This window comes from Nocardioides sp. Z40_12, assembly GCF_058215795.1.
On record NZ_JBZAJA010000006.1, the window covers coordinates 97,672 to 120,422 of the forward strand.

A 22,751-nucleotide genomic window follows, 5' to 3' on the forward strand; every position below is an offset into this window, starting at 1 on the left:
GGGGTGCTGCTCGACCGGGTGGTCCGCGCCTCCGCCGAGGTCGCCGCGACCCGCTCCCGCAAGGCGAAGGTGGAGACCCTGGCCGCGGTGCTGGCGGCGGCCGAGCACGAGGAGAGCGACGTGGTGGCCGCCTACCTCTCCGGCCGCGTGCTGCAGCGTCGTACGGGCCTGGGCTGGCGGGGCCTCGCCACCCTGCCGGCCCCGGCACCGGAGCCGGGTCTGGAGGTGGGTGAGGTCCACGAGGCCCTCGACCACCTCTCCCGGCTGACCGGACCCGGCTCCCAGGGCGCCCGGACCGAGGCGGTCGCGGCGCTCTTCTCACGGGCCACCGCCCCGGAGCAGGAGTGGCTCCGGGCCGTGCTCACCGGCCAGGTGCGCCAGGGTGCCCTGGACGCGCTGCTCCAGGAGGCGGTGGCGCGGGCCGCCGACGTCCCGCTGGGCGTGGTGCGCCGGGCCGCGATGCTCTCGGGCAGCACCGTCTCGGTGGTCGGCACCGCCCTGCGCGACGGCGGCGCCGCCCTCGCGGAGATCGGGCTCAGCGTCGGCCGGCCCGTGCTGCCGATGCTGGCCTCCAGTGCGACCGACGTGGGCGCGGCGATGACGAAGGCCGGGCCGGCCGGCGAGGTGGCGGTGGACACCAAGCTCGACGGCATCCGCATCCAGGTGCACCGCGGCCCGGACGGGATCGGGATCTGGACGCGCTCCCTGGACGACATCACGGCGCGGCTGCCGGAGGTCGTGCAGCTCGTCGCGGGCCTGCCGGTCTCCTCCGCGGTGCTGGACGGCGAGGCCCTGCTCCTCGGGCCGGACGGCCGGCCCCGCGCCTTCCAGGAGACCGCCTCGCGGATCGCCCGGAGCGCGTCGGGCCTGGAGGTGAGCGCCTACTTCTTCGACCTCCTCCACCTCGACGGCCGGGACCTCCTCGACACCCCGGCCCGCGAGCGGTGGGGGCTGCTGGACGAGCTGGTTCCCGCGGGCTCGCGTGCGCCGCGGGTGGTCACCGCCTCGAGGGCGGGCGCGGAGGAGTTCGCGCGGGAGGCCCTGGCCGCCGGTCACGAGGGCGTGGTGGTCAAGGACCCGGAGGCCCCCTACGCGGCGGGCCGGCGCGGGGCGTCCTGGGTGAAGGTCAAGCCCGTCCACACCCTCGACCTGGTGGTGGTCGCCGTCGAGCGGGGCTCGGGCCGCCGCCAGGGCCTGCTCTCCAACATCCACCTCGCCGCCCGCGCCGACGAGGGGTTCGTCATGCTCGGCAAGACGTTCAAGGGGATGAGCGACGAGATGCTGGCCTGGCAGACCGAGCGCTTCGGCGAGCTGGCGGTCTCCGACGACGGGTGGGTGGTGACGCTCCGGCCCGAGCAGGTCGTCGAGGTCGCCTTCGACGGCGTCCAGCGCTCCTCCCGCTACCCGGGCGGAGTCGCGCTGCGCTTCGCCAGGGTGCTGCGCTACCGCGACGACAAGGGCGCCGAGCAGGCCGACACCCTGGAGACCGTCCGGGAGCACCTGGCCTGAGCACCCCGGTCCGGACTCTTGCATCACACGTGTGTCACACGCTGTTGCACTTTCGTCTAGACTCGGTCACATGAGCGAACCGGCAACCCCTGCGCGCCCCGTCCGGCGCAGCGCCGCGGCCGCCCGGCGGCGCCAGCGCACGCAGGAGATCCTGGCGGCCACCCGCGCCCTCTTCGACGAGCGCGGGGTGCGAGACGCCCAGATCGAGGACATCGCCAGCGCGGTGGGCATCAACCGGGCGATCGTCTACCGGCACTTCAGCGGCAAGGAGGAGCTCTTCGCCCTCACCCTGGTCGGCTATCTCGAGGAGCTCCGCGAGGCCCTCGAGGCCGCCGACGCGCACGGCGAGCCGTGCAGCCGGCGCCTGGTCGCCCTGGTCGGCACCTTCGCCGACTACGGCATCTCCCACCCTGCCTTCGTCGACTGCGCCCAGTCGCTGATGGGCCGCACCGGCCCCGAGCTCCTCGACGAGGTCAGCGAGGAGACCGCCCTCAAGCTGGGGCGCGCGATCTCGGGCTGCCTGGTCCTGCTGACCGGGGTGCTGGACGACGGGGTGGCCACCGGCGAGTTCAAGGTGGGCGACCCGCACGTGCTGGCCAACAACCTCTATGCCAGCGGGCTCGGCGCCCTCCAGCTGGCCCGGGTGGGGATCCTGGTGCGCGAGATCGCCCCGGGCACTCCGGCCGCCACCGAGATCTCCGCCCAGCAGGTCAAGGAGTACCTGGTGGGCTCCGCACTCGCCGCCGCCGTCCACGGGCTCGACGTCCGGGCGTGACCGACGACGCGCAGCGTCGCACCACCGGGCGGTGCCGGGGACCTGATGCTTCCATGAGGTAGGGTGGCGGCGCATTCAAGGCAGCGTTCGGGGCATGGCTCTGCGCTGGGGCAGATCAACGAGGGACGTGTCTGATGTCGTCGCAGGAGGCAGCGCCGGAGGGTCGCACGGCTGCGCGGACCCAGGACGACGCCACGGTCCGGTCCTCGTGGGACGACCGTGCGTCGCACGCGCGGTACCGGGCGGTCGCCGACCGGCTCATCGCGATCGCCAACCCCAAGAACACCCTCGACCTGGGCTGCGGTCCCGGCCTTCTCGTGCAGGCGCTGGCGGAGAAGGGCGTGGACGCCCGCGGCACCGACGAGGACGAGGCCCGCGTGGCCGGCGCCCACCCCGAGGTGCGCGACCGGCTGACGGTCGGCCCCTGGACCGACGCCCTGACCGGGCGCTACGACCTCGTCTCCTGCCTCGACCTGGTCGAGCGGCTGGAGCCTCGGGTCGCGCAGAGCGTCATCGACGCAGCCTGCTCGGTCACCGACCGGGTCGTGTTCTCCTCCTCTCCCGACTCCTACGTTGAGCCCCTGCACGTCAACGTGCACCCGGTCTGGGACTGGGCTGCCGCCTTCGCCGAGCAGGGGTTCTACCGGCGCACCGACGTCAACCTGGGGCTCGTCGCCGGGCACGCCGTGCTCTTCGAGCGAGCCGACCTCCAGCCCCGCGACATCGTGCACCGCTACGAGGCGACCCTGGTGCCGCTGGACACCGAGCTGCGCGAGCGCCGCGAGGCCCTGCTGCGACTGCAGCGCGCGGGTGGTTCCCCCGACGAGCTGGTCCGGCTGCGCGACGAGCTGCGCAAGGCCCAGCACGACGTGCTCACCACCCGCGACCACATCATCGGCCTGGAGGCGGAGAACACGCGGCTCCGGATCGACATGGCCAGGGTGGAGAGCCGGCTCGCCGCCCAGCAGTCCCGCGTGCAGAAGATGAGGGTCCGTCTCGCCAACCAGCAGCGCCGCGCGCGCCGCGCCGAGCGGAAGCTCGAGGAGGTCCGCACCTCGCGGGCCTGGCGACTCGGGCGCCGGCTCACCCGCACCAAGACGCCCGAGCTCTGAGGAACGCATGCCCGCCCCCCTCTTCTCCATCGTCACCCCCGTCTACGCCCCTCCGCTCGACGTCCTCGCCGAGACGGTCGAGTCCGTGCTCGCCCAGGAGCACCAGGACTGGGAGTGGATCCTGGTCGACGACTGCTCCCCCGACCCCGGCGTCCTCACGCTGCTGCGCGAGCACGCGGCCCGGGACCCTCGGATCGTGGTGGTGGAGCGGGAGACCAACGGGCACATCGTGCAGGCCTCCAACGACGGCATCCAGCGCGCCCGCGGCGAGTTCATCGTGCTGCTGGACCACGACGACCTGCTCACCCCCGACGCCCTGGCCCGCAACGCCGAGGTGATCGAGGCGCGCGACGACGTCGACTACCTCTACTCCGACGAGGACAAGGTCGACGACACCGGCCGGCACTACGACACCTTCCTCAAGCCGGACTGGTCACCGGAGCGGCTCCGCGGCCAGATGTACACCAGCCACCTCTCCGTGCTGCGCACCTCGCTGGTACGCGAGGTCGGCGGGTTCCGTGAGGGCTACGACGGCTCCCAGGACCACGACCTCGTGCTCCGCGTCACCGAGCGGGCACGCCGGGTGGTGCACATCCCCGAGGTGCTCTACCACTGGCGGGTGGTTCCGGGCTCGGCGGCGGCGGATGCCAACGCGAAGCCCTACGCCTGGGTGGCCGGCCGTCAGGCCGTGCAGGACCACGTGGACCGCCTCGGCCTGCAGGCCGACGTCGACTTCGGCCCCCACCCCGGCCACTACCTGCTGCGGCGACGGCTCGACCCCTCGCTGCGGGTCAGCCTGGTCATCCCCACCATCGGCAAGGCCGGCCTGGTCTGGGGAGTCAACCGGGTCTTCGTGCTGGAGGCGGTGCGCACGGTCCTGGAGCACACCCGGCACGAGAACCTCGAGATCGTCGTCGTCTACGACCCGCCCACCCCGGCGGCCGTGCTCGACGAGCTGAGCGAGCTCGCCGGGGACAAGCTTGTCCTGGTGCCGTTCACCGAGCCCTTCAACTACAGCCGCAAGATGAACCTGGGCGTGCTGCACTCCACCGGCGAGCGCCTGGTGCTGCTCAACGACGACGTGTCGGTCCGCTCCGACTGCTGGCTCGAGGACCTGGTGGCTCCGCTCTCCGAGCCGGGGGTCGGGATGACCGGGGCCAAGCTCTACTTCAGCAACGGCACGATCCAGCACGCGGGGCACTCCTACAACGGCGGGCACTACCTGCACCCGTACATCGGGAGTCCGGGGGACTCTCCGGGTCGTTTCGGCGCCCTGGTGATCAACCGCGAGGCGAGCGGCGTGACCGCGGCCTGCGCGGCGATGCGCCGCGACACCTACTTCGAGGTGGGCGGGTTCACCGAGACCCTCCCCCTCAACTTCAACGACGTCGACCTCTGCTACAAGGTCCGGCACCACGCCTACCGGATCGTCTGGGTCGCCACCTGCGAGCTCTTCCACTTCGAGTCGCGCACCCGCCAGCGGGTGGTGGAGGCGTGGGAGAAGTCGGCCGCGGTGGCTCGGTGGGGCAAGCCGGTCAACGACCGGTACCTGCCCGAGCCGAAACCCGTCCGGCCCCGGACGAAGTCGAACGGGACCAGGTCGAACGGGACCAGGTCGAACGGGACCAAGTCGGGCGAGACCGGGTCGGGCGAGGCCAGGTCGGGCGAGGCCAGGTCGAACGAGCCGGCGACCGCCCCGGTCCTGGGCTAGCACGCGGGACCGGCAGCCCCGCGCCGCCTCAGTCCAGGGCGTCCTTGTGCCGGGCGATGTTGCCCAGCACGCCGTTGACGAAGTTCGGCGACTCGTCGGTGGACAGGTCGCGGACCAGTGCCATCGCCTCGCTCACCGCGACCGCGTCGGGCACGTCGTCGACGTGCAGCAGCTCGTAGACACCGAGCCGCAGGACGTTGCGGTCGACTGCCGGCATCCGGACCAGCGTCCACCCCTCGGCATAGCGGGTCAGGACCTCGTCGATCCGCTCGCGGTGCTCCCACACGCCCCGCACCAGCGTGCTGGTGTAGTCGTTGGTGGGCCCCTCGCCCTCGGCGATGGCGCGATCCAGCGCCTCCACCGGGGACTCCGAGCGGAGCTCGGAGGCGAAGAGGATGTCGAGTGCCCGCTTGCGGGCCTTGCTGCGCGCAGCCATCAGGGGTGTTCCCGTCCTCCGGCCGCGCTCAGCCCTTGACCCGGCCGAGGTAGGAGGAGTCGCGGGTGTCGACCTTGACCTTCTCGCCGCTGGTGATGAAGAGCGGCACCTGGATGACGTGACCCGTCTCCAGGGTGGCCGGCTTGGTCCCGCCGGTGGAGCGGTCGCCCTGGAGGCCGGGCTCGGTCTCGGCGATCAGCAGCTCGACGGAGGCGGGGAGCTCGATGTAGAGGACCCGGCCCTCGTTGGTCGCCACGATGGCGTCCTGGTTCTCGAGCATGAAGTTCTTCGCGTCCCCGACGACCTCCGGGGAGACCTCGAGCTGCTCGTAGGTCTGGGTGTCCATGAAGACGTAGGAGGTGCCGTCGTTGTAGAGGTACTGCATCGTCCGCTTGTCGACGTTGGCGGTCTCCACCTTGGTACCGGCGTTGAAGGTCTTGTCGACCGACTTGCCCGACTCGACGTTCTTCAGCTTGGTCCGCACGAACGCCGGGCCCTTGCCGGGCTTGACGTGCTGGAACTCCACGACGGACCACAGCTGTCCGTCGATGTTGAGCACCATGCCGTTCTTCAGGTCGTTCGTGGTTGCCATGCGCGCGTGTCAGCCTTCGTCGTCGTGGTGGGGTCAGCCGATGGAGTCTATCGCCCCGGGTGGCGTGCGGAGGAAATCAGGGGGTGGTGGCGTCGGCGACGGCCCTCAGGGCGTCCCGGTAGCCCTCCACGCCACGGCCCACCACCGTGGCGTCGGCGTGGGGCTCCACGAAGGAGGTGTGCCGGAACTCCTCGGCCCGGCTCCGGGGGTCGGAGAGGTGCACCTCGACGAGCGGGGCCTCGAGCTGGGCGCAGGCGTCGTAGAGGGCCAAGGAGTAGTGCGTCCAGGCGCCGGCGTTGAGGACCACCGGGACGCGGTCGTCGGCGGCCTGGTTGAGCCAGTCGAGCAGGACGCCCTCGTGGTTGGTCTGGCGCACCTCGACGGCCAGGCCGAGCTCGGCTCCCCAGGCCCGGCAGAGCTCCACCAGCTCCGCGTGGGTGGTGGTGCCGTAGACCTCGGGCTGTCGCCGGCCGAGCCGGCCCAGGTTGGGGCCGTTGAGCACCAGGACCGGGCGGCCCTCCCCCGCGCTCATCCGCCGGCTCCGGCCATCACCTCGTAGGCGGCCCGCAGGTGCGCCTCGTCGGGTCCGGCGAGGATCCGCGGCCGGGCGACGTCGTCGAGGACCACCAGGCGCAGCTGGGACCCGCGCGTCTTCTTGTCCACCGCCATCGCGGCGCGCAGCTCCTCGAAGGTGGCGCCGTCCCAGGTGACCGGCAGGCCCACCCGCTCCAGCGCCTCCCGGTGCCGGCGGGCCACCGGCTCGGGCAGGATCCCGGCCCGCACCGCCACCTCGGCCACGAAGACGCAGCCCAGCGCCACCGCCTCGCCGTGGCGCACCGCGTAGCCGGAGGCGCGCTCGATGGCGTGGGCCATGGTGTGGCCGTAGTTGAGCACCTCGCGGCCGGGGTGGCCGCCGGTGCCGCCGGTCTCCTTGAGGTCGTCGGCCACCACCTCGACCTTGACCCGGATGGCCCGCTCGACCAGCTCGCGGAGCACCGGCGAGCCGGGGACCAGCTCCGCGGGATCGCACGACTCCACCAGCTCGAGGATCCGCGGGTCGGCGATGAAGCCGCACTTGACCACCTCGCCGAGCCCGGCGACCAGCTCGGCCCGGGGCAGGGTCTCCAGGAAGCGGAGGTCGCAGAGCACCCCGGCGGGCTCGTGGAATGCGCCCACCAGGTTCTTGCCGGCGCCGGTGTTGATGCCCGTCTTGCCGCCGACCGCGGCGTCGACCATGCCCAGGACCGTCGTCGGGAGGTGGACCACGCGCACGCCGCGCAGCCAGGTCGCCGCGACGAAGCCCCCGAGGTCGGTGGTGGCGCCGCCGCCGAGGGTCACCACCGCGTCGGAGCGGGTGAAGCCCGCCTCGCCCAGCGCCTCCCAGCAGTCGGCCGCCACGGCGGCGGTCTTGGTCTGCTCGCCGTCGGGCAGGCCGAGCGCCAGGACGTCGTAGTGGGCGGCGAGGACGTCGGCCACCGGCTGGGCCAGGGCACCGAGGTCACCGGCGTAGAGCAGGGCCACCCGCGCCACCTGCTCGCCGAGCAGGTCGGGCAGCCGCGCGGCGAGGTCGTGGCCCACCAGCACGTCGTAGGGGGTGGGCCCGGCCACGTGCAGCACGGTCTCGTCGGCTCCCGCGCTCATCCCAGCGCCTCCATGATCTCGTCCGCCACTTCCCGGGCGGTGCGTCCGTCCGTGCTCACCGTGAGGGTGGCCACCGACTCGTAGAGGGGGGCCCGCTCGTCGAGCAGCGCCTTGACCCGGGCGCGCACGTTGCCGAGCAGCAGGGGCCTCGCGGAGCCCAGCCCGACGCGCTTGACGGCGTCGGAGAGCCCGACCTGCAAGAAGACGACCCGCTGTCCGGCGAGCAGCTCGCGGGTGCCGGGGTCGAGCACCGCTCCCCCGCCCAGCGCCAGCACGCCGGTGTGCTCGACGAGCGCACGGGCCACCGCGGCGGCCTCGAGCCGGCGGAAGTGCTCCTCGCCGGAGTCGACGAAGATGTCCGAGATCGACCGGCCCTCGGCGCGCTCGACGTCGTCGTCGGTGTCGCGCACGGGCAGCTGCCAGGCGTCGGCCAGGAGCCGCGCCACCGTGGACTTGCCCGCACCCATCGGCCCGACCAGGACGACCCGCGGCCCGTCGACGGCCTCCCGGGCGGGCTCGGTCGCGCCGGTCACCGGAACCGCAGCGTGTCGAGGTAGGCCCGGGCGTTGCGCCGGGTCTCGGCGACGGAGTCGCCACCGAACTTCTCGAGGGCCGCGTCGGCGAGGACGAGCGCCACCATCGCCTCGGCCACGATGCCGGCGGCCGGCACGGCGCAGACGTCGGAGCGCTGGTGGTGGGCCACCGCCTCCTCGCCGGTCGAGACGTCGACCGTGCGCAGTGCGCGGGGCACGGTCGCGATCGGCTTCATCGCGGCCCGGACCCGGAGCACCTCACCGGTGGTCATGCCGCCCTCGGTGCCGCCGGCGCGCCCGGAGGTGCGCCGCAGCCCGTCGGGGGTGGGCACGATCTCGTCGTGGGCCAGGGACCCGGGGGTGGCGGCCAGCTCGAAGCCGTCGCCCACCTCGACGCCCTTGATCGCCTGGATGCCCATCAGGGCGCCGGCCAGCCGGCTGTCGAGCCGGCGGTCCCAGTGGACGTGGGAGCCCAGGCCCGGCGGCAGGCCGTGGACGACGACCTCGACGACGCCGCCGAGGGTGTCACCGTCCTTGTGGGCCTGGTCGATGGCCGCGACCATCGCCGCGGACGCCTCGGGGTCCAGGCACCGGACCGGGTCCTCGTCGAGGCGCGCGACGTCGCCGGGCCCCGGCAGCAGGCCCGAGGGCGCGGGCACGCCGCCGAGCTCGACCACGTGGGAGACCACGTCGACGTCGAGGGCCTGGCGCAGGAAGTTCGTGGCCACCCGGCCCAGGGCCACCCGGGCGGCGGTCTCGCGGGCGGAGGCCCGCTCCAGCACCGGACGCGCCTCGTCGAAGTCGTACTTCTGCATGCCGGCCAGGTCGGCGTGGCCGGGCCGGGGACGGGTCAGCGGCGCGTTGCGGGCCATCGTCGCGAGCTCGTCGGGGTCGACCGGGTCGGCCGACATCACCTGCTCCCACTTGGGCCACTCGCTGTTGCCCACCTCGATGGCCACCGGCCCGCCCTGGGTGAGTCCGTGCCGGACCCCGCCCAGGATGCGCACCGCGTCCTGCTCGAACTTCATCCGGGCACCGCGGCCGTAGCCGAGGCGACGCCGGGCGAGGGAGTCGGAGATGTCGTCGGTCGTCACCTGGACATGGGCCGGGAGGCCCTCCAGGATCGCGACCAGGGCCGGTCCGTGGGACTCGCCCGCCGTGAGCCATCGCAACATGGGCGCAGTCTTTCACGGGCCCCTCGGCGACCGATCAGGCCCAGCGTCCCACGAGATACGACCAGACCCAGGGCCCGCTCAGCACGCCCACCAGGGCGCCCAGCACCATGAAGGGGCCGAAGGGCAGGCTCTTGCGCTCGGTGACGCCGAGCAGGGTCAGCAGCCCACCGCCCACGCCCCCGAGCAGGAACCCCGCATAGAGGCCGGCGAGCAGCTCCCCCCAGCCCAGGTAGCCGAGCGCCAGGCCCAGGACGCCGGAGAGCCGGACGTCGCCGTAGCCCAGCCCCCGGGGGTGGACGAACCACAGCACGAAGTAGGAGGCACCGGCGACGAGCCATCCGCACCCGGCGCGGACCAGGTCACCGGGCTCGGCGGAGAGCAGGGCGGCCAGCGCGACGCCGACGAGGAGCAGCACGTAGGTGCGGGCGATCACCCAGGTGGGCAGCAGGCGGGTGCGCCAGTCGACCACGGAGAGGGCGACCAGCACCGGGACCAGGGGCAGCAGGAAGAGCAGGGCCCAGCTCCAGCCCACCCCCGCCCCCACCGCGGCGCCGGCGACGCCGGCGGCCACCGCGCAGCGCGGGCCCAGCCCCCGCGACGCGGCGATGTCGGCGTAGAGCTCCTTGAGCTCGGGCTCGGGCTCGGCTCCGGGTCGGGCGTCAGGTCCGGGCTCGGGTCCGGGCTCGGGGATGCGCGCGACCAGGGCGGGCACCAGCGCGCCGCCCAGCCCGGAGAGGCCGAGCCCCACCAGGGCCGGCCCGATCACGTCGCGCTCCGAGGGGAGGCCGCTCGTGCCGCGAGGGCCCGCTCCCCCGCCTCGCGCATGGCCGCCAGCGGCGCCTCGCGCCCGGTGAACGCCGCGAACTGGAGGGCGGCCTGGTGCACCAGCAGGTCCAGGCCGGAGACGACGACCCCCTCGGCGGCGTGGGCCAGGGGGGTCGGCCACGGGTCGTAGAGCACGTCGAAGACGCACGGCACGCCCGCCAGGGCCTCGACGAGCTCCGGCCCCTGGGCGGTGGCCGGGATCGTCGAGACGACGATGTCCGGCCGCCCGCTCGCGCCGGCCGCGGCCGCGAGCGCCCCCGCCTCCAGGGGCACGACCTCGACCCGGGGGGCGCGGGGGTGGCGCCGGATCGCCTCGACGCAGGCGGCGGCGCGCTCCGGGCTCCGCGCGGCGAGCCGCAGCCGCTCCACCCCCAGCTCGGCCAGCGCGAGGCCGACCGAGGCTGCGGTCGCGCCGGCGCCCAGCACCACCGCGGTCGCGGGGTCGGCCGTCGTCCGCTCGCGCACCGCGGCGACCGCGCCCGGCAGGTCGGTGTTGTCGCCGACCACCTCGCCGTCGAGCACCAGGGTGTTGACCACCCCGGAGAGGCGGGCGAGCGGCGTCAGCCGGTCGGCGCGCTCATGCGCCTCGACCTTGAGCGGCATGGTCACCGACAGGCCGCGCCAGCTCTCGTCCAGGCCGGCGACGAACCCACGCAGGCCCCCCGCCGGCACCCGGTGGGCGTCGTAGCTCCAGTCGAGGCCGGTCACGGCGTACCCCGCCCGGTGCAGGACCGGGGAGAGCGAGTGCGCGATCGGGTCCCCCAGGACGCCGCACCTGCGCGAGGACGACGTCATCGCCTCAGCACGCGTCCGAGGTCTCGCAGTAGGCGAGGTACTCGTCCTTGAACTCCAGGAACTCGTCGTAGGAGTCGGTGAACTTCGTCTCGCCGGTGCGCAGGTCGACGGTGACGTAGTAGTACCAGGGGCCCTCGGCCGGGTTCGCCGCCGCCTCGATGGCGTCGTCGCCCGGGGCCTCGATCGGGGTGGGCGGGAGGCCGGGGTAGAGCCGGGTGTTGTACGGCGTGTCCACGGCGAGCTCCTCGGTGGACAGCGCCGTGGTCCCGGACTTGCCGATGCCGTAGGCGTTGGCCGCGTCGACCTGGAGCAGGCCGTTGGTGCCGCCCTTGTCCCCGGGGCCGTCGAGCCGGTTGTAGATCACCCGGGCCACCTTGGGCATGTCGTCGCCGCGGCCCTCGGCCTCCACCAGCGAGGCGATGATCATCAGCTCGGCGGGCGTCTTGCCCAGCTCGGCGGCACGCTCCTCCAGCCCGGCCTCGTCGGCGGCCTGGCGCCACCGGGCCACCATCTTGGCCAGGATGTCGGCGGGCTTGTCCTTGGGGCCGATCTCGTAGGTGGCCGGGAAGAGGTAGCCCTCCGGGTTGCCGCCGGCGTAGTCGGGCAGGCCCAGCGCCGCGGGGTCGGCCAGCGCCTTCTCGTAGCGTTTGCGGTTGAACGGCGTCTGCTCCACCAGGATGTCGACGATGTCCACGACCCGCAGCCCCTCGGGCACCGTCACGGTCGACTTCACCTGGTTGGCGGGGTCGACGAGCAGGTCGAGCGCGTCGGCCGCCCGCATCTCCTCGGCCAGCTCGTAGGAGCCCGGCTGGATCCGGTTGGAGTCGGGGTTGGCGGCCGCCGCGTCGATGAAGGCCTGCACCGAGGCCACGACACCGGCGTCCTTGAGGTTGCGCCCGATCTCGGCCACCACGTCGCCCGGCTCCACCTCGAACATCACCGCGCCCTCGCCGGGGCCCGGGTAGTCCTCCACCGACCCGAACTGCTCGGAGACGAACTGCACCCCCTTGTCGACGGCCAGGTAGAGACCTCCGACGACGACCGCGAGCACCGCCAGCACGGCGAGGCAGCCGACCGGGCTGCGCTTCTTCTTCCGCGCGCCGCCGGCCGTGTAGCCGCCCTCCTCGCGCGCGAACTGCACCAGCGTGTCCTCGTGCTCACTCATCGTTGACCTCGACGATCTCTCCGGGAGCTGTTCCGGTGCTTCGCTCCGTGTCCAGCGCGTGTTGCAGGATCACGACGGCGGCGACCTGGTCGACCACCGCACGACGCTTGCTGCCCTTGCTGCCGCGCTCGCGCAGCATCGACTCGGCGCTGACCGTGGTCAGGCGCTCGTCACAGAGTCTCACGGGGACCGGCGCCACCCGGCGAGCGAGGGTCCGGGCGAACTCGCGGGCCTTGGCGGCCGCGGGTCCCTCGGCACCGGAGAGCGAGCGGGGCAGCCCCACCACGACCTCCACGGCCCCCTCCTCCGCCAGGATGCGGGCGAGCCTGCGCAGGTCGCCGCGGCCCCGGGGCACGGTCTCGACCGGAGTGGCCAGAAACCCGGAGGGGTCGCTCCTGGCGACCCCGATACGGGCGTCCCCCGGGTCGATGCCGAGGCGCACTCCGTGACGCACCTCAGCTCCCGCCGACGACTCGCGCCACCTCGGCCGGAACGGCGGCCACCGCCGCGTCGACCCCGGCGACCTCGGTCCCGCCGCCCTGGGCGAGGTCCGCCTTGCCACCGCCGCGGCCCCCGACGTGCGGGCCGAGCACCCGGACCAGCTCGTGGGCGGAGAGACCGCGCTCCCGGGCGGCCTCGTTGGTCGCCGCGACCACGGAGACCTTGCCGTCCGCGGCGCCGAGCAGCACCACCACGCCCGGCCGGTCCGCGGCCAGTCGGGCGCGCACGTCGACCGCGAGCGTGCGGACGTCGCCGCCGGCCGCACCGTCGAGCCGGCCCGCGACCACGGCCACCCCGGCCACGTCCTGGGCACCCTCGGCGAGCGCGGCGCCGCCGGCGAGCAGCTGGGACAGGCGGGCGCGCTCCAGCTCCTTCTCGGTGGAGCGCAGCCGCTCGACCAGGTCACGCACCCGGCCGACCACGTCGTCCGGCTGCGCCTTGAGCAGGGTCGTCAACTCGCCGACCACGTCGCGCTCGCGGGCCAGGTAGGCGAAGCCCTCCACGCCGGTGAACGCCTCGATCCGCCGGTTGCCCGAGCCGACCGACGACTCGCCGGTGATCACCACCGTGCCGATCTGGGAGCTGTGGTCGACGTGCGTACCGCCGCAGAGCTCGCGCGACCAGGGACCGCCGATCTCGACCACGCGCACCTGCTGGTCGTCGTAGGTCTCCCCGAAGAGCGCGATCGCGCCCCACTCCTTGGCCTCGGCCAGGGTCATGTACTGCCAGCCCACCGGGAGGTCGGCACGCAGGGCCTGGTTGGAGACCGTCTCGATGTCGTGGACCTGCTCGGGCGAGAGGCCCGCGGTCCAGCCGAAGTCGAGCCGCAGGTAGCCGGGGCGGTTGTAGGAGCCCGACTGCAGCGCCGTGGGGCCGAGCACCTCGCGCAGCGCCGCGTGCACCACGTGGGTGCCCGAGTGGGCCTGCCGCGCACCGGTGCGCCACTCCGGGTCGACCTTGGCGTGCAGCAGCGCGGCGTCCGAGGGCAGCTCCCCCTCCAGGACCCTGACCTGGTGCACGACCAGGCCCCGCACGGGGCGCTGCACGTCGAGCACCTCCAGCACCCCGCCGTCGAGCTCGATCCGGCCCGCGTCGGCCGCCTGGCCGCCGGACTCGGCGTAGAAGGGGGTGCGGTCCAGGACCAGCTCGCCCACCTCACCCTGCGCGAGCGCCGGGACGGGCCGGCCCTCGCGCAGCACGGCCAGCGGCCGCGACTCGGTCTCGAGCGTCTCGTAGGCCAGCCACTCGGTCGGGCCGTGGGCGTCCAGGACGGCGCGGTAGGCGGCCGTGTCGGCGTGCTGGCCCCGCTTGGCGCGGGCATCCGCCTTGGCCCGGGCACGCTGCTCGGCCATCAGATTGCGGAAGCCCTCCTCGTCGACCTGGAGCCCCTGCTCGGCGGCCATCTCGAGGGTCAGGTCGATGGGGAAGCCGTAGGTGTCGTGCAGCGAGAACGCCTGGTCGCCGGAGAGGACCCGACCCCCGGAGGACTTCACCTCGGTGGCCGCCAGGTCGAAGATCTGGGTGCCGGAGCGGAGCGTCTTGCGGAAGGCGTCCTCCTCCGCGTACGCGACCCGCGAGATGCGCTCCCAGTCGTCGTGGAGCTCGCGGTAGGTCTCCGCCATCCGGTCGCGCGAGACCGGCATCAGCTCCGGGAGCGCCCGGTCCTCGTAGCCCAGGAGCCGCATCGAGCGCACGGCGCGGCGCAGCAACCGGCGCAGCACGTAGCCGCGGCCCTCGTTGCCCGGGGTGACCCCGTCGCTGATCAGCATCATCGAGGAGCGCACGTGGTCGGCGACCACCCGGAACCGGACGTCGTCGTCGGGGTCGGCGCCGTAGCGGCGCCCGGTGAGCTCCATCGCCTTCTCGATCACCGGGAACATCACGTCGATCTCGTACATGTTCTGCTTGCCCTGGAGCAGGAAGGCCACCCGCTCCAGGCCCATGCCGGTGTCGATGTTCTTCATCGGCAGCGAACCGGCGATGTCGAAGTCGCTCTTGGAGCGCACGGCGGAGAGCTCGTCCTGCATGAAGACCAGGTTCCAGATCTCCAGCAGCCGGTCCTCCAGGGCCAGCGGCATGTCCGGCCCCAGGGTGGCGGAGTCGAAGTCGGGGCCGAACTCCGGGCCCCGGTCGTAGAGGATCTCCGAGCACGGGCCGCCCGGACCGGGGACGCCCATGGACCAGTAGTTCTCCCGCGGGCCGAGCTTGATGATCCGGTGCTCGGGCAGGCCGGTGACCTTGGTCCACAGGGCCACGGCCTCGTCGTCGCCGGCCAGCACCGAGGGGTAGAGCCGCGACTCCTCCAACCCGAAGCCGCCGTCGGCGACCGGCTTGGTGATCAGGTCCCAGGCGAGGCGGATGGCGCCTTCCTTGAAGTAGTCACCGAAGGAGAAGTTGCCGCACATCTCGAAGAAGGTGCCGTGGCGGGTGGTCTTGCCGACGTCCTCGATGTCGGGGGTGCGCACGCACTTCTGCACGCTGGTCGCCCGCTGGTAGGGCGGGGTCTCCTGGCCGAGGAAGAACGGCTTGAAGGGGACCATCCCGGCGTTGACGAAGAGCAGGTTGGGGTCGTCGAGCAGCAGCGAGGCCGACGGCACCACGGTGTGCGGCCCGACGGTCGCGTCGCGCTCGAAGTGCGCGAGGAAGCGGCGGCGGATCTCGGCGGTCTCCATCAGGTGTCGTCTCTCGTGTCGTCGGCCGGCCGGAGCTGGTGCTCCGCCGGTACGGGGGTCAGGGGGTCGGGGCGGCCGGTGGCCAGCACCGGCGCGGGAGGGCCCGGCGCGGCCAGCCGGGGCCCCACGGGCGGGGCGAGGCCCAGCCGCTCCCGCAGCTCGGCCTCCCGGTCGGCGCGGGCGGAGTGGAGCTCCTCCCCCGCCACCCGGGCGGCGTGGGTGAGACCGTGCCACCGGTTGCGGAGCCCTTCGGCGCTCACGCTGTCGAGCGCACGGCGTGCCCGCGAGACGGCGTAGACGCCGGCGCCCGCGCCGGCGACGAACCACAGGCCGCGGCTCATGCCGCGTCACCCCGCTCGCGCGCGTAGTACTGGCGCAGCGCCTCCTTGACGTCGGCGCGGCGCTGACGCGCCGAGCGCCTGACCTCGCGGCTCATCTCGGCCCGGAGCCGCTCACGCACCTCCCAGGAGAGCACGTGGCGCACGCCGTGCGCCCATGAGGCGGCCTTCACCACCGACTCGCGGACCACCAGGTCGGCGAAGAGGCGCCCCTCGATCCGCCCGGCGGGGGCCGGGGTGGGCACGGCCTCGGCGCCCACGTCGGTGATCACGAACTCGGCGGTGGTCCGGGCGGCCGGAGCGGCGGCACCGGCCCGCTCGAGCTCCTCGAGGCGGGACAGCAGGGCGGCCTGCTCGCCGGCTGCCCGGTCCAGCGCGGCGGCGGTGTGCCGGCGGGTGCGGAGCAGGACGACCGCGAGAGCGAGCACCAGCACCACCAGCGCGGCGGCACCGGTCAGCGCGAGGGTCGTGGGCTGGTTCACAGAGGGGAACCCTACCTGCCGCCCCGCCCACCACGGACGAGGCTGCGGATCCGCTGCCAGCGCTCCTTGACCGCGGACTCGGCCCCGAGGCTGGTGGGTCGGTAGTACTTGGCGTCGAGCACCACGTCGGGTGCGTACTGCTGCGCGGCGACGCCGTACGTCTCGTCGTGGGGGTAGACGTAGCCCCCGCCGTGCCCGAGCTTCTTGGCGCCCCCGTAGTGGGCGTCGCGCAGGTGCGGGGGCACCGGGCCGATCTTGCCGGCGCGCACGTCCGCGCTGGCGGCGTCGATCGCCTTGATCACCGCGTTGGACTTCGGGGCGATGGTGAGCGCGATGGTGGCCTGGGCGAGGTTGAGCCGGGCCTCGGGCATCCCGATGAGCTGGACCGCCTGGGCCGCGGCCACCGCGGTGGTCAGGGCGGTCGGGTCGGCCAGGCCGATGTCCTCGCTGGCCAGGATCACCAGGCGCCGGGCGATGAAGCGGGGGTCCTCCCCGGCCTCGACCATCCGCGCGAGGTAGTGCAGGGCTGCGTCGACGTCGGAGCCGCGGACGGACTTGATGAACGCCGAGGTGACGTCGTAGTGCTGGTCGCCCTGGCGGTCGTAGCGCACCGCCGCCCGGTCGACCGCGGTCTCGGCCAGCTCCAGGTCGATCAGCCGCGCACCTGGCCCGCCCACCGACGCGGCGGCACCCGCGGCCGCCTCCAGGTAGGTCAGGGCTCGCCGCGCGTCGCCCCCGGCCAGGCGCACCAGGTGCCGGCGGGCGTCGTCCGCGAGCTCGAACTCCCCCGCCAGGCCGCGCTCGTCCTCCAGCGCCTGGTCGATGACCTGGCCGACGCCCTCGTCGCTGAGGGACTCCAGCCGCAGCAGCAGGCTCCGCGAGAGCAGCGGGGAGATGACGGAGAAGAAGGGGTTCTCGGTGGTCGCCGCCACCAGGGTCACCCAGCGGTTCTCCACCCCCGGCAGCAGGGCGTCCTGCTGGGCCTTGGAGAACCGGTGCACCTCGTCGACGAAGAGCACCGTCTCCCGCCCGCCACGGGAGAGCTCGGCGCGCGCCGCGTCGATCGCCGCCCGGACCTCCTTGACCCCCGCCGAGACCGCGGAGACCTCCACGAAGCGCCGGTCGGTCTGCAGGCTCACGATGCCGGCGATCGTGGTCTTGCCCGTCCCGGGCGGCCCCCACAGCAGCAGCGACATCGACTGGTCGCCCTCGACCAGGCGGCGCAACGGCGAGCCGGGGGCGCGGAGCTGGTCCTGCCCCACCAGCTCGTCCAGGGTGCGGGGCCGCATCCGCACGGCCAGGGGCGCCGAGGCGTGGGTGTTGGCCCCCAGCGACCCGGCTCCGGGGTCGGGGGTGTCGAAGAGTCCTGGCTCGGACGACGGCGCGGCCACGGACCCCAGCCTAGGTGGCCGGCCGGGAGGCCGGTGCCTCACCTGGCGACGAAGAGGTCCTTGTAGTTGGGGGCGCCGATGGAGGCGTCCCCGGTGGGGTTCCCGACCTTCTCCCCGAAGACGAAGAGCTCGTTGCGGTGGTCGACGGGGACCAGGGGGAAGAACTCCTCGCGCACCCGCTCGTCGAGCTCGCCCCAGGCCGCGTCCTGCTCGTCGAGCGGGAGGGTGGCGATCCGGGCCATCTCGCGGTCGACGGAGGCCTCCTCGAAGCGCGCCGTGTTGTAGTCGGAGCCGGAGGCCAGCAGCGGGCGCAACAGCGCGGAGCCGGTGGGCCAGTCGGCGCAGAGGCTGACGCCGCGCACGTTGAGGCGCTTGTCGAGGCGGCTGCCGGGCTCGGACCACACGTTGTAGGGCGACTCCCGGACCGGGATCGCGCGCACCGAGAACCCGCCCGCCTCGAGTCCGCGGGTGACCTCGTCCTGCACGGCCCGGGCCAGGGGGTCGACGGTGTAGTAGATCATCGTGATCTCGTAGTCGCCCGGCTGGTAGCCCGCCTCGGCCAGCAGCTCCTTGGCGCGCTCGGGGTCGGTCCGCACGGAGGCGTCGTCGGGGCCGGGGTCGCGCCGGCCGGCCGTCCAGCGGGGCAGGACGGAGGCGGCGTGCACCCGGGTCGCGCCCGGCACCTCGCCCGCGGCCAGCCAGGCGTCCTCGTAGGGGTAGGCGTAGGCGAGCGCCCGGCGCACCTCGGGCTCGGTGATCTTGGTGTAGTCGGGGGTCAGGGTGGTGACGCAGGGCGAGGACTGGTGGACCAGGCGGTCCTCCAGCTCCAGCACGGCCTGCTCGTAGTTCTCCTGGCCCAGCGAGGTGGAGAGCGCCGTCTGGGACTCCGGGCTGCCCGAGAGCATGACCTCGTCGACCTGCGGCTGGTCCTGGCCGAACCGGAAGACCCACTTGTCGACGTACTGGTGACGCGCCGGGTCGCTGGCCGGGTTCCACTGCTCGTTGCGGACCAGCACCAGCTCCCGGCCGGGCTTGAAGGTCTCGACCTTGTAGGGGCCGTTGGAGAGGGGGTCCTGCCCGTAGGCGGGGGGCTTGGAGGCCTTTCCCTCGGGCGCCGGACCCATCGCCATGAAGGCGCCCCAGTGGTCCATGTCGGGGAAGGGCTCGGACATGCGGATCACCACGTCGGAGCCCTCCACGGTGACCCCGTCGAACTTGCCGGCCTGCTTCGCGTACGGCCCGGCGTAGTCGTCGGCGCCGGCGAAGTAGCGCTTCGAGTACTCCGCGCCCGGCCCCAGCGGGAACGCCTTGGTGTCCAGCGACCGCTTGATCCCGAAGGCGACCTCGCGGGGGGTGATGAGCTTGCCGTCCTCCCAGGTCGCGTCGTCGCGGATGGTGAACCGCCACTCCGTGAAGTCGTCGTTGGGCTGGCCGAGGTCGACCGCGAGGTCCGGCACCAGGATCGGGCGACCGTCCTCGCCGCGGGCGTACTGGGTCAACGACCGGTGGGTGAGGGCCTGCTGGATCGCCCGGCCGCTCCCCTGCCAGCCGGCGGTGGCGTCCAGGGTGGTGGGGCCCTCGACCTCGGGGACGTGGACGGTCAGGGTGCCCCCCGGGGTGGCGCCGTCGACGTCGGGGGCCGGCCCCTGGCGCTCGGCGTCGCGGGTGACGGCCGTGGCGGCGTCGTCCCCCGACCCGCGGGGGTCGGAGGCGTCGTCCCCGGAGCAGGCCGGGGCGATCAGCAGCACGGCGGCGCAGGCGATCAGACCGAGAGACCTGTTCCGCTTCATGCTGTCACGCCTTTCACCCACCAGAGCGTGCCGAGGAGCAGTTGCGCCTGGCACGACGGCGCGTCTGGGACTCTAGGCGACCGCTGGGTCACGTGGGATCACCCGGCGATAACGATCGGGTCTCACCCAGGTGACCCCCCGGCGTCACTCCTGCGGAGACTCCGAGGAGCTCTCGTCGTCCGGCACCGCGTCCACGCCGGCCTCCGCCCGCTGCTCGGGCGAGATCGGCGCCGGAGCGGCGGTCAGCGGGTCGTAGCCGCCACCCGACTTGGGGAAGGCGATGACGTCGCGGATCGAGTCGGTCCCCGCCAGGATCGCCGCGATCCGGTCCATGCCGACGGCGATGCCGCCGTGCGGCGGCGCGCCGTACTTCAAGGCGTCGAGCAGGAAGCCGAACTTCTCCTGCGCCTCCTCCTCGCCGATCCCCATCACCGCGAAGACCCGCTTCTGCACGTCCTCGCGGTGGATACGGATGGAGCCGCCGCCGAGCTCGCTGCCGTTGCAGACGATGTCGTAGGCATAGGCGAGCGCGGAACCGGGGTCGGTGTCGAAGGTGTCGAGGAACTCCGGCTTGGGGCTGGTGAACGCGTGGTGCACCGCGGTCCAGGCCCCGGCCCCGACAGCCACGTCGCCGCTGGCCACGGCGTCGGAGGCGGGCTCGAAGAGGGGCGCGTCGACGACCCAGGTGAAGGCGAAGCGCGACTCGTCGATCAAGCCGCCGCGACGGCCGATCTCCAGCCGCGCCGCGCCGAGCAGCGCCCGGCTCGGCTTGGCGGCCCCGGCGGCGAAGAAGATGCAGTCGCCGGGCGAGGCACCCACGTGCGCGGCCAGCCCGGCCGCCTCGGTCTCCGAGAGGTTCTTGGCGACCGGGCCGGTGAGCGAGCCGTCCTCCTGGACCAGCACGTAGGCCAGCCCCTTGGCGCCGCGCTGCTTGGCCCACTCCTGCCAGGCGTCCAGCTTCTTGCGGGGCTGCGAAGCCCCGCCCGGCATCACCACGGCGCCGACGTACGGCGCCTGGAAGACCCGGAAGGTGGTGTCGGCGAAGAACTCGGTGCACTCCACCAGCTCCAGGCCCATCCGCAGGTCGGGCTTGTCGGAGCCGAACCGGCGCATGGCATCCTCGTAGGTCATCCGCGGGATCGGCCGGCTGATGGTGTGACCGGCCTCGGCCCACATGGCCTCGAGGACGTCCTCCATCAGCGTGATGACGTCCTCCTGGTCCACGAAGCTCATCTCGATGTCGAGCTGGGTGAACTCCGGCTGGCGGTCGGCGCGGAAGTCCTCGTCGCGGTAGCACCGGGCGATCTGGTAGTAGCGCTCGAGCCCGCCGACCATCAGCAGCTGCTTGAACAGCTGCGGGCTCTGGGGCAGCGCGTACCAGCTGCCGGGGGCGAGCCGGGCCGGCACCAGGAAGTCACGGGCGCCCTCGGGCGTGGACCGGGTCAGGGTGGGGGTCTCGACCTCGACGAAGTCGTGGGCGTCGAGGACCGCACGGGCGGCCCGGTTGATCCGGCTGCGCAGCCGGATGGCGGCGGCCGGGCCGGAGCGGCGCAGGTCGAGGTAGCGGTGCTTGAGGCGCACCTCCTCCCCCACGTCGCCGCCCTTGTGCGAGGCGGCGTCGTCGATCGGGAACGGGAGCGGGGCCGAGGCGGAGAGCACCTCCACCCCCTCGGTCCCGGGCAGCGCGACGACCTCGATCTCCCCGGTGGGGATCGCGGCGTTGGCGTTGCCCTCGGGACGGGTGCCGACCTCGCCGGTCACCTTGAGGCAGTACTCGTTGCGCAGGCTGTGTGCCACCGCCTCGTCGCGGACCACGACCTGGACCACCCCGCTGGCGTCGCGCAGGTCGAGGAAGGCGACGCCGCCGTGGTCGCGGCGCCGCGCCACCCAGCCGGCGAGGGTCACGGTCTCGCCGACGTGCTCGGGTCGCAGGGTGCCGGCGTCATGGGTGCGGATCACGGGGTGGTCTCCTCGGGGGTGGTGGTCAGGACCCGCGGTCGCAGGTCCTCGACGGGCGGGGTCCAGACGGCCGGGTCCGCGGCCACCTGCTCCCCGGTACGGATGTCCTTGACAGTGTGCGCGCCGTCCTCCCCGGGGAACCAGACCCAGGGGATGCCGCGGCGCTCGGCGAAGCGGATCTGCTTGCCGAACTTCTGGGCCGCCGGCGCGACCTCGCAGGGTACGCCGCAGCGTCGCAGCGACGCGGCCACCTCGGTGGAGCGGCCCCGGGTCTCCTCGTCGACGACCGCCACCAGGACGGCGCTCGGCACCGGCCGGGAGCCCGCCAGCACGCCGTCCGCGATCAGCGGCAGCACGCTGCGGGAGACGCCGAAGGAGACGCCCACGCCGGGGTAGGTCGTCTTGCCGTCGCTGGCCAGGGCGTCGTAGCGCCCACCGCCGCCGACCGACTTGAGACGCTCGTAGCCGGTCATGAAGATCTCGACCACGGTGCCGGTGTAGTAGTCCAGCCCACGGGCGATGCGCAGGTTCGCCTCGACCGTGACCGACGGAGCGTCGATCGCGGCGCAGCCCTCCACCACGGCGGCGAGCTCGGCCAGCCCCTCCTCGAGCAGGTCGTCGGTGACGCCCAGCGCCCGCACCCGCTCCACGAACGAGGTGTCGGGGACCCGGATCGTGGCCAGCTCCAGACACTGCGCCGCCTGCTCGGGGGTGGCTCCGGCCTGCTCGACCAGCAGGCGGGCCACCTCCTCGGCCGGCAGCTTGTCGAGCTTGTCGATGATCCTGATCGCCCCGGTCACGTCCTCGAGGCCGAGGCCGCGGTAGAAGCCCTGGATCAGCTTGCGGTTGTTGAACTGGAACGAGACCGGCGGCACCGGCAGGCGGTCCAGCGCGTCGACCATGACCGACATGACCTCGACGTCGTGGTGGAAGGGCAGCGTGTCCTTGCCGACGATGTCGACGTCGGCCTGGGTGAACTGGCGGTAGCGACCCTCCTGCGGGCGCTCGCCGCGCCAGGCCGGCTGGATCTGGAAGCGGCGGAACGGGAACTCCAGGTGACCGGCGTGCTCGAGGACGTAGCGGGCGAACGGCACCGTGAGGTCGAAGTGCATGCCCAGACCCGTGTCGTCGGCCGTGTCGTCGGCCTGGAGCCGCCGCAGGACGTAGATCTCCTTGTCGATCTCGCCGCCCTTGGCCAGCCTGTCCAGCGGCTCGACGACGCGGGTCTCGATGTTGGCGAAGCCGTGGAGCTCGAAGGTGTGCGACAGCGAGGCGATCACGTCGCGCTCGACGACCCGCTGGGCGGGGAGCAGCTCGGGGAACCCGCTGAGCGGGGCGATCCGCGCCAT

21 protein-coding genes are annotated in these 22,751 nt (G+C 73.4%); 4 read left to right on the forward strand and 17 right to left on the reverse strand.

What is annotated here, in order from left to right:
• Positions 1-3 precede the first annotated feature (3 nt).
• The 4 genes from AC4BG9_RS12690 (at position 4) to AC4BG9_RS12705 (ending at position 5,107) form a co-directional block, all read left to right on the forward strand.
• Positions 4-1,509, forward strand: coding sequence for an ATP-dependent DNA ligase (locus AC4BG9_RS12690; RefSeq protein WP_490571469.1), 1,506 nt, complete (start codon positions 4-6; stop codon positions 1,507-1,509).
• Between the two features lie 70 nt (positions 1,510-1,579).
• Positions 1,580-2,284 carry a TetR/AcrR family transcriptional regulator gene (locus AC4BG9_RS12695; RefSeq protein WP_490571470.1) on the forward strand — a complete coding sequence of 235 codons (705 nt, stop codon included), beginning with the start codon at positions 1,580-1,582 and terminating at the stop codon, positions 2,282-2,284.
• A gap of 134 nt (positions 2,285-2,418) precedes the next feature.
• Positions 2,419-3,396: a class I SAM-dependent methyltransferase gene (locus tag AC4BG9_RS12700; RefSeq protein WP_490571471.1), complete on the forward strand. Its 978-nt coding sequence runs from the start codon at positions 2,419-2,421 to the stop codon at positions 3,394-3,396.
• Between the two features lie 7 nt (positions 3,397-3,403).
• The gene (locus AC4BG9_RS12705; RefSeq protein WP_490571472.1) at positions 3,404-5,107 is read left to right on the forward strand and encodes a glycosyltransferase family 2 protein; all 1,704 of its coding nucleotides are present in this window, start codon (positions 3,404-3,406) and stop codon (positions 5,105-5,107) included.
• 28 nt (positions 5,108-5,135) lie between these two features.
• Here AC4BG9_RS12705 and nusB read toward each other — a convergent pair whose 3' ends face one another.
• The 17 genes from nusB to hisS form a co-directional block, all read right to left on the reverse strand.
• Positions 5,136-5,543 carry a transcription antitermination factor NusB gene (nusB, locus tag AC4BG9_RS12710; RefSeq protein WP_490571473.1) on the reverse strand — a complete coding sequence of 136 codons (408 nt, stop codon included), beginning with the start codon at positions 5,541-5,543 and terminating at the stop codon, positions 5,136-5,138.
• Positions 5,544-5,571: 28 nt separating this feature from the next.
• Positions 5,572-6,135 carry an elongation factor P gene (gene efp / locus AC4BG9_RS12715; protein ID WP_490571474.1) on the reverse strand — a complete coding sequence of 188 codons (564 nt, stop codon included), beginning with the start codon at positions 6,133-6,135 and terminating at the stop codon, positions 5,572-5,574.
• 76 nt (positions 6,136-6,211) lie between these two features.
• A complete protein-coding gene (locus AC4BG9_RS12720; protein ID WP_490571475.1) occupies positions 6,212-6,667 on the reverse strand; it encodes a type II 3-dehydroquinate dehydratase in 456 nt (151 codons plus the stop codon).
• Positions 6,664-7,776 carry a 3-dehydroquinate synthase gene (aroB, locus tag AC4BG9_RS12725; RefSeq protein ID WP_490571476.1) on the reverse strand — a complete coding sequence of 371 codons (1,113 nt, stop codon included), beginning with the start codon at positions 7,774-7,776 and terminating at the stop codon, positions 6,664-6,666. The genes AC4BG9_RS12720 and aroB overlap by 4 nt, the downstream gene beginning before the upstream one ends.
• Entirely contained in the window at positions 7,773-8,309 is a 537-nt protein-coding gene (locus tag AC4BG9_RS12730; protein WP_490571477.1) for a shikimate kinase, read from the reverse strand. Before AC4BG9_RS12730 ends, aroB begins: the two co-directional genes overlap by 4 nt.
• Positions 8,306-9,484 (reverse strand): chorismate synthase, encoded by a 1,179-nt coding sequence (gene aroC, locus AC4BG9_RS12735; RefSeq protein ID WP_490571478.1) that lies wholly within the window; start codon positions 9,482-9,484, stop codon positions 8,306-8,308. Before aroC ends, AC4BG9_RS12730 begins: the two co-directional genes overlap by 4 nt.
• A gap of 34 nt (positions 9,485-9,518) precedes the next feature.
• Positions 9,519-10,250: a prepilin peptidase gene (locus tag AC4BG9_RS12740; RefSeq protein WP_490571479.1), complete on the reverse strand. Its 732-nt coding sequence runs from the start codon at positions 10,248-10,250 to the stop codon at positions 9,519-9,521.
• On the reverse strand, positions 10,247-11,104 hold the full coding sequence (locus AC4BG9_RS12745; RefSeq protein WP_490571480.1) for a shikimate dehydrogenase: 858 nt from the start codon (positions 11,102-11,104) through the stop codon (positions 10,247-10,249). The genes AC4BG9_RS12740 and AC4BG9_RS12745 overlap by 4 nt, the downstream gene beginning before the upstream one ends.
• A gap of 4 nt (positions 11,105-11,108) precedes the next feature.
• The gene (gene mltG / locus AC4BG9_RS12750) at positions 11,109-12,269 is read right to left on the reverse strand and encodes an endolytic transglycosylase MltG (protein WP_490571481.1); all 1,161 of its coding nucleotides are present in this window, start codon (positions 12,267-12,269) and stop codon (positions 11,109-11,111) included.
• Positions 12,262-12,723 (reverse strand): Holliday junction resolvase RuvX, encoded by a 462-nt coding sequence (ruvX, locus tag AC4BG9_RS12755; RefSeq protein ID WP_490571482.1) that lies wholly within the window; start codon positions 12,721-12,723, stop codon positions 12,262-12,264. The genes mltG and ruvX overlap by 8 nt, the downstream gene beginning before the upstream one ends.
• A gap of 1 nt (position 12,724) precedes the next feature.
• On the reverse strand, positions 12,725-15,442 hold the full coding sequence (gene alaS, locus AC4BG9_RS12760) for an alanine--tRNA ligase (protein ID WP_490571483.1): 2,718 nt from the start codon (positions 15,440-15,442) through the stop codon (positions 12,725-12,727).
• Positions 15,442-15,783 (reverse strand): DUF6167 family protein, encoded by a 342-nt coding sequence (locus AC4BG9_RS12765; RefSeq protein WP_490571484.1) that lies wholly within the window; start codon positions 15,781-15,783, stop codon positions 15,442-15,444. Before AC4BG9_RS12765 ends, alaS begins: the two co-directional genes overlap by 1 nt.
• Positions 15,780-16,262, reverse strand: a complete 483-nt coding sequence (locus AC4BG9_RS12770; RefSeq protein WP_490571485.1) for a hypothetical protein — start codon at positions 16,260-16,262, stop codon at positions 15,780-15,782. Before AC4BG9_RS12770 ends, AC4BG9_RS12765 begins: the two co-directional genes overlap by 4 nt.
• An 11-nt stretch (positions 16,263-16,273) precedes the next feature.
• Positions 16,274-17,653: a replication-associated recombination protein A gene (locus AC4BG9_RS12775; protein WP_490571486.1), complete on the reverse strand. Its 1,380-nt coding sequence runs from the start codon at positions 17,651-17,653 to the stop codon at positions 16,274-16,276.
• Positions 17,654-17,691: 38 nt separating this feature from the next.
• Positions 17,692-19,443, reverse strand: a complete 1,752-nt coding sequence (locus tag AC4BG9_RS12780; protein WP_490571487.1) for an ABC transporter substrate-binding protein — start codon at positions 19,441-19,443, stop codon at positions 17,692-17,694.
• A gap of 144 nt (positions 19,444-19,587) precedes the next feature.
• The gene (gene aspS / locus AC4BG9_RS12785; RefSeq protein WP_490571488.1) at positions 19,588-21,402 is read right to left on the reverse strand and encodes an aspartate--tRNA ligase; all 1,815 of its coding nucleotides are present in this window, start codon (positions 21,400-21,402) and stop codon (positions 19,588-19,590) included.
• Entirely contained in the window at positions 21,399-22,751 is a 1,353-nt protein-coding gene (gene hisS / locus AC4BG9_RS12790; RefSeq protein WP_490571489.1) for a histidine--tRNA ligase, read from the reverse strand. Before hisS ends, aspS begins: the two co-directional genes overlap by 4 nt.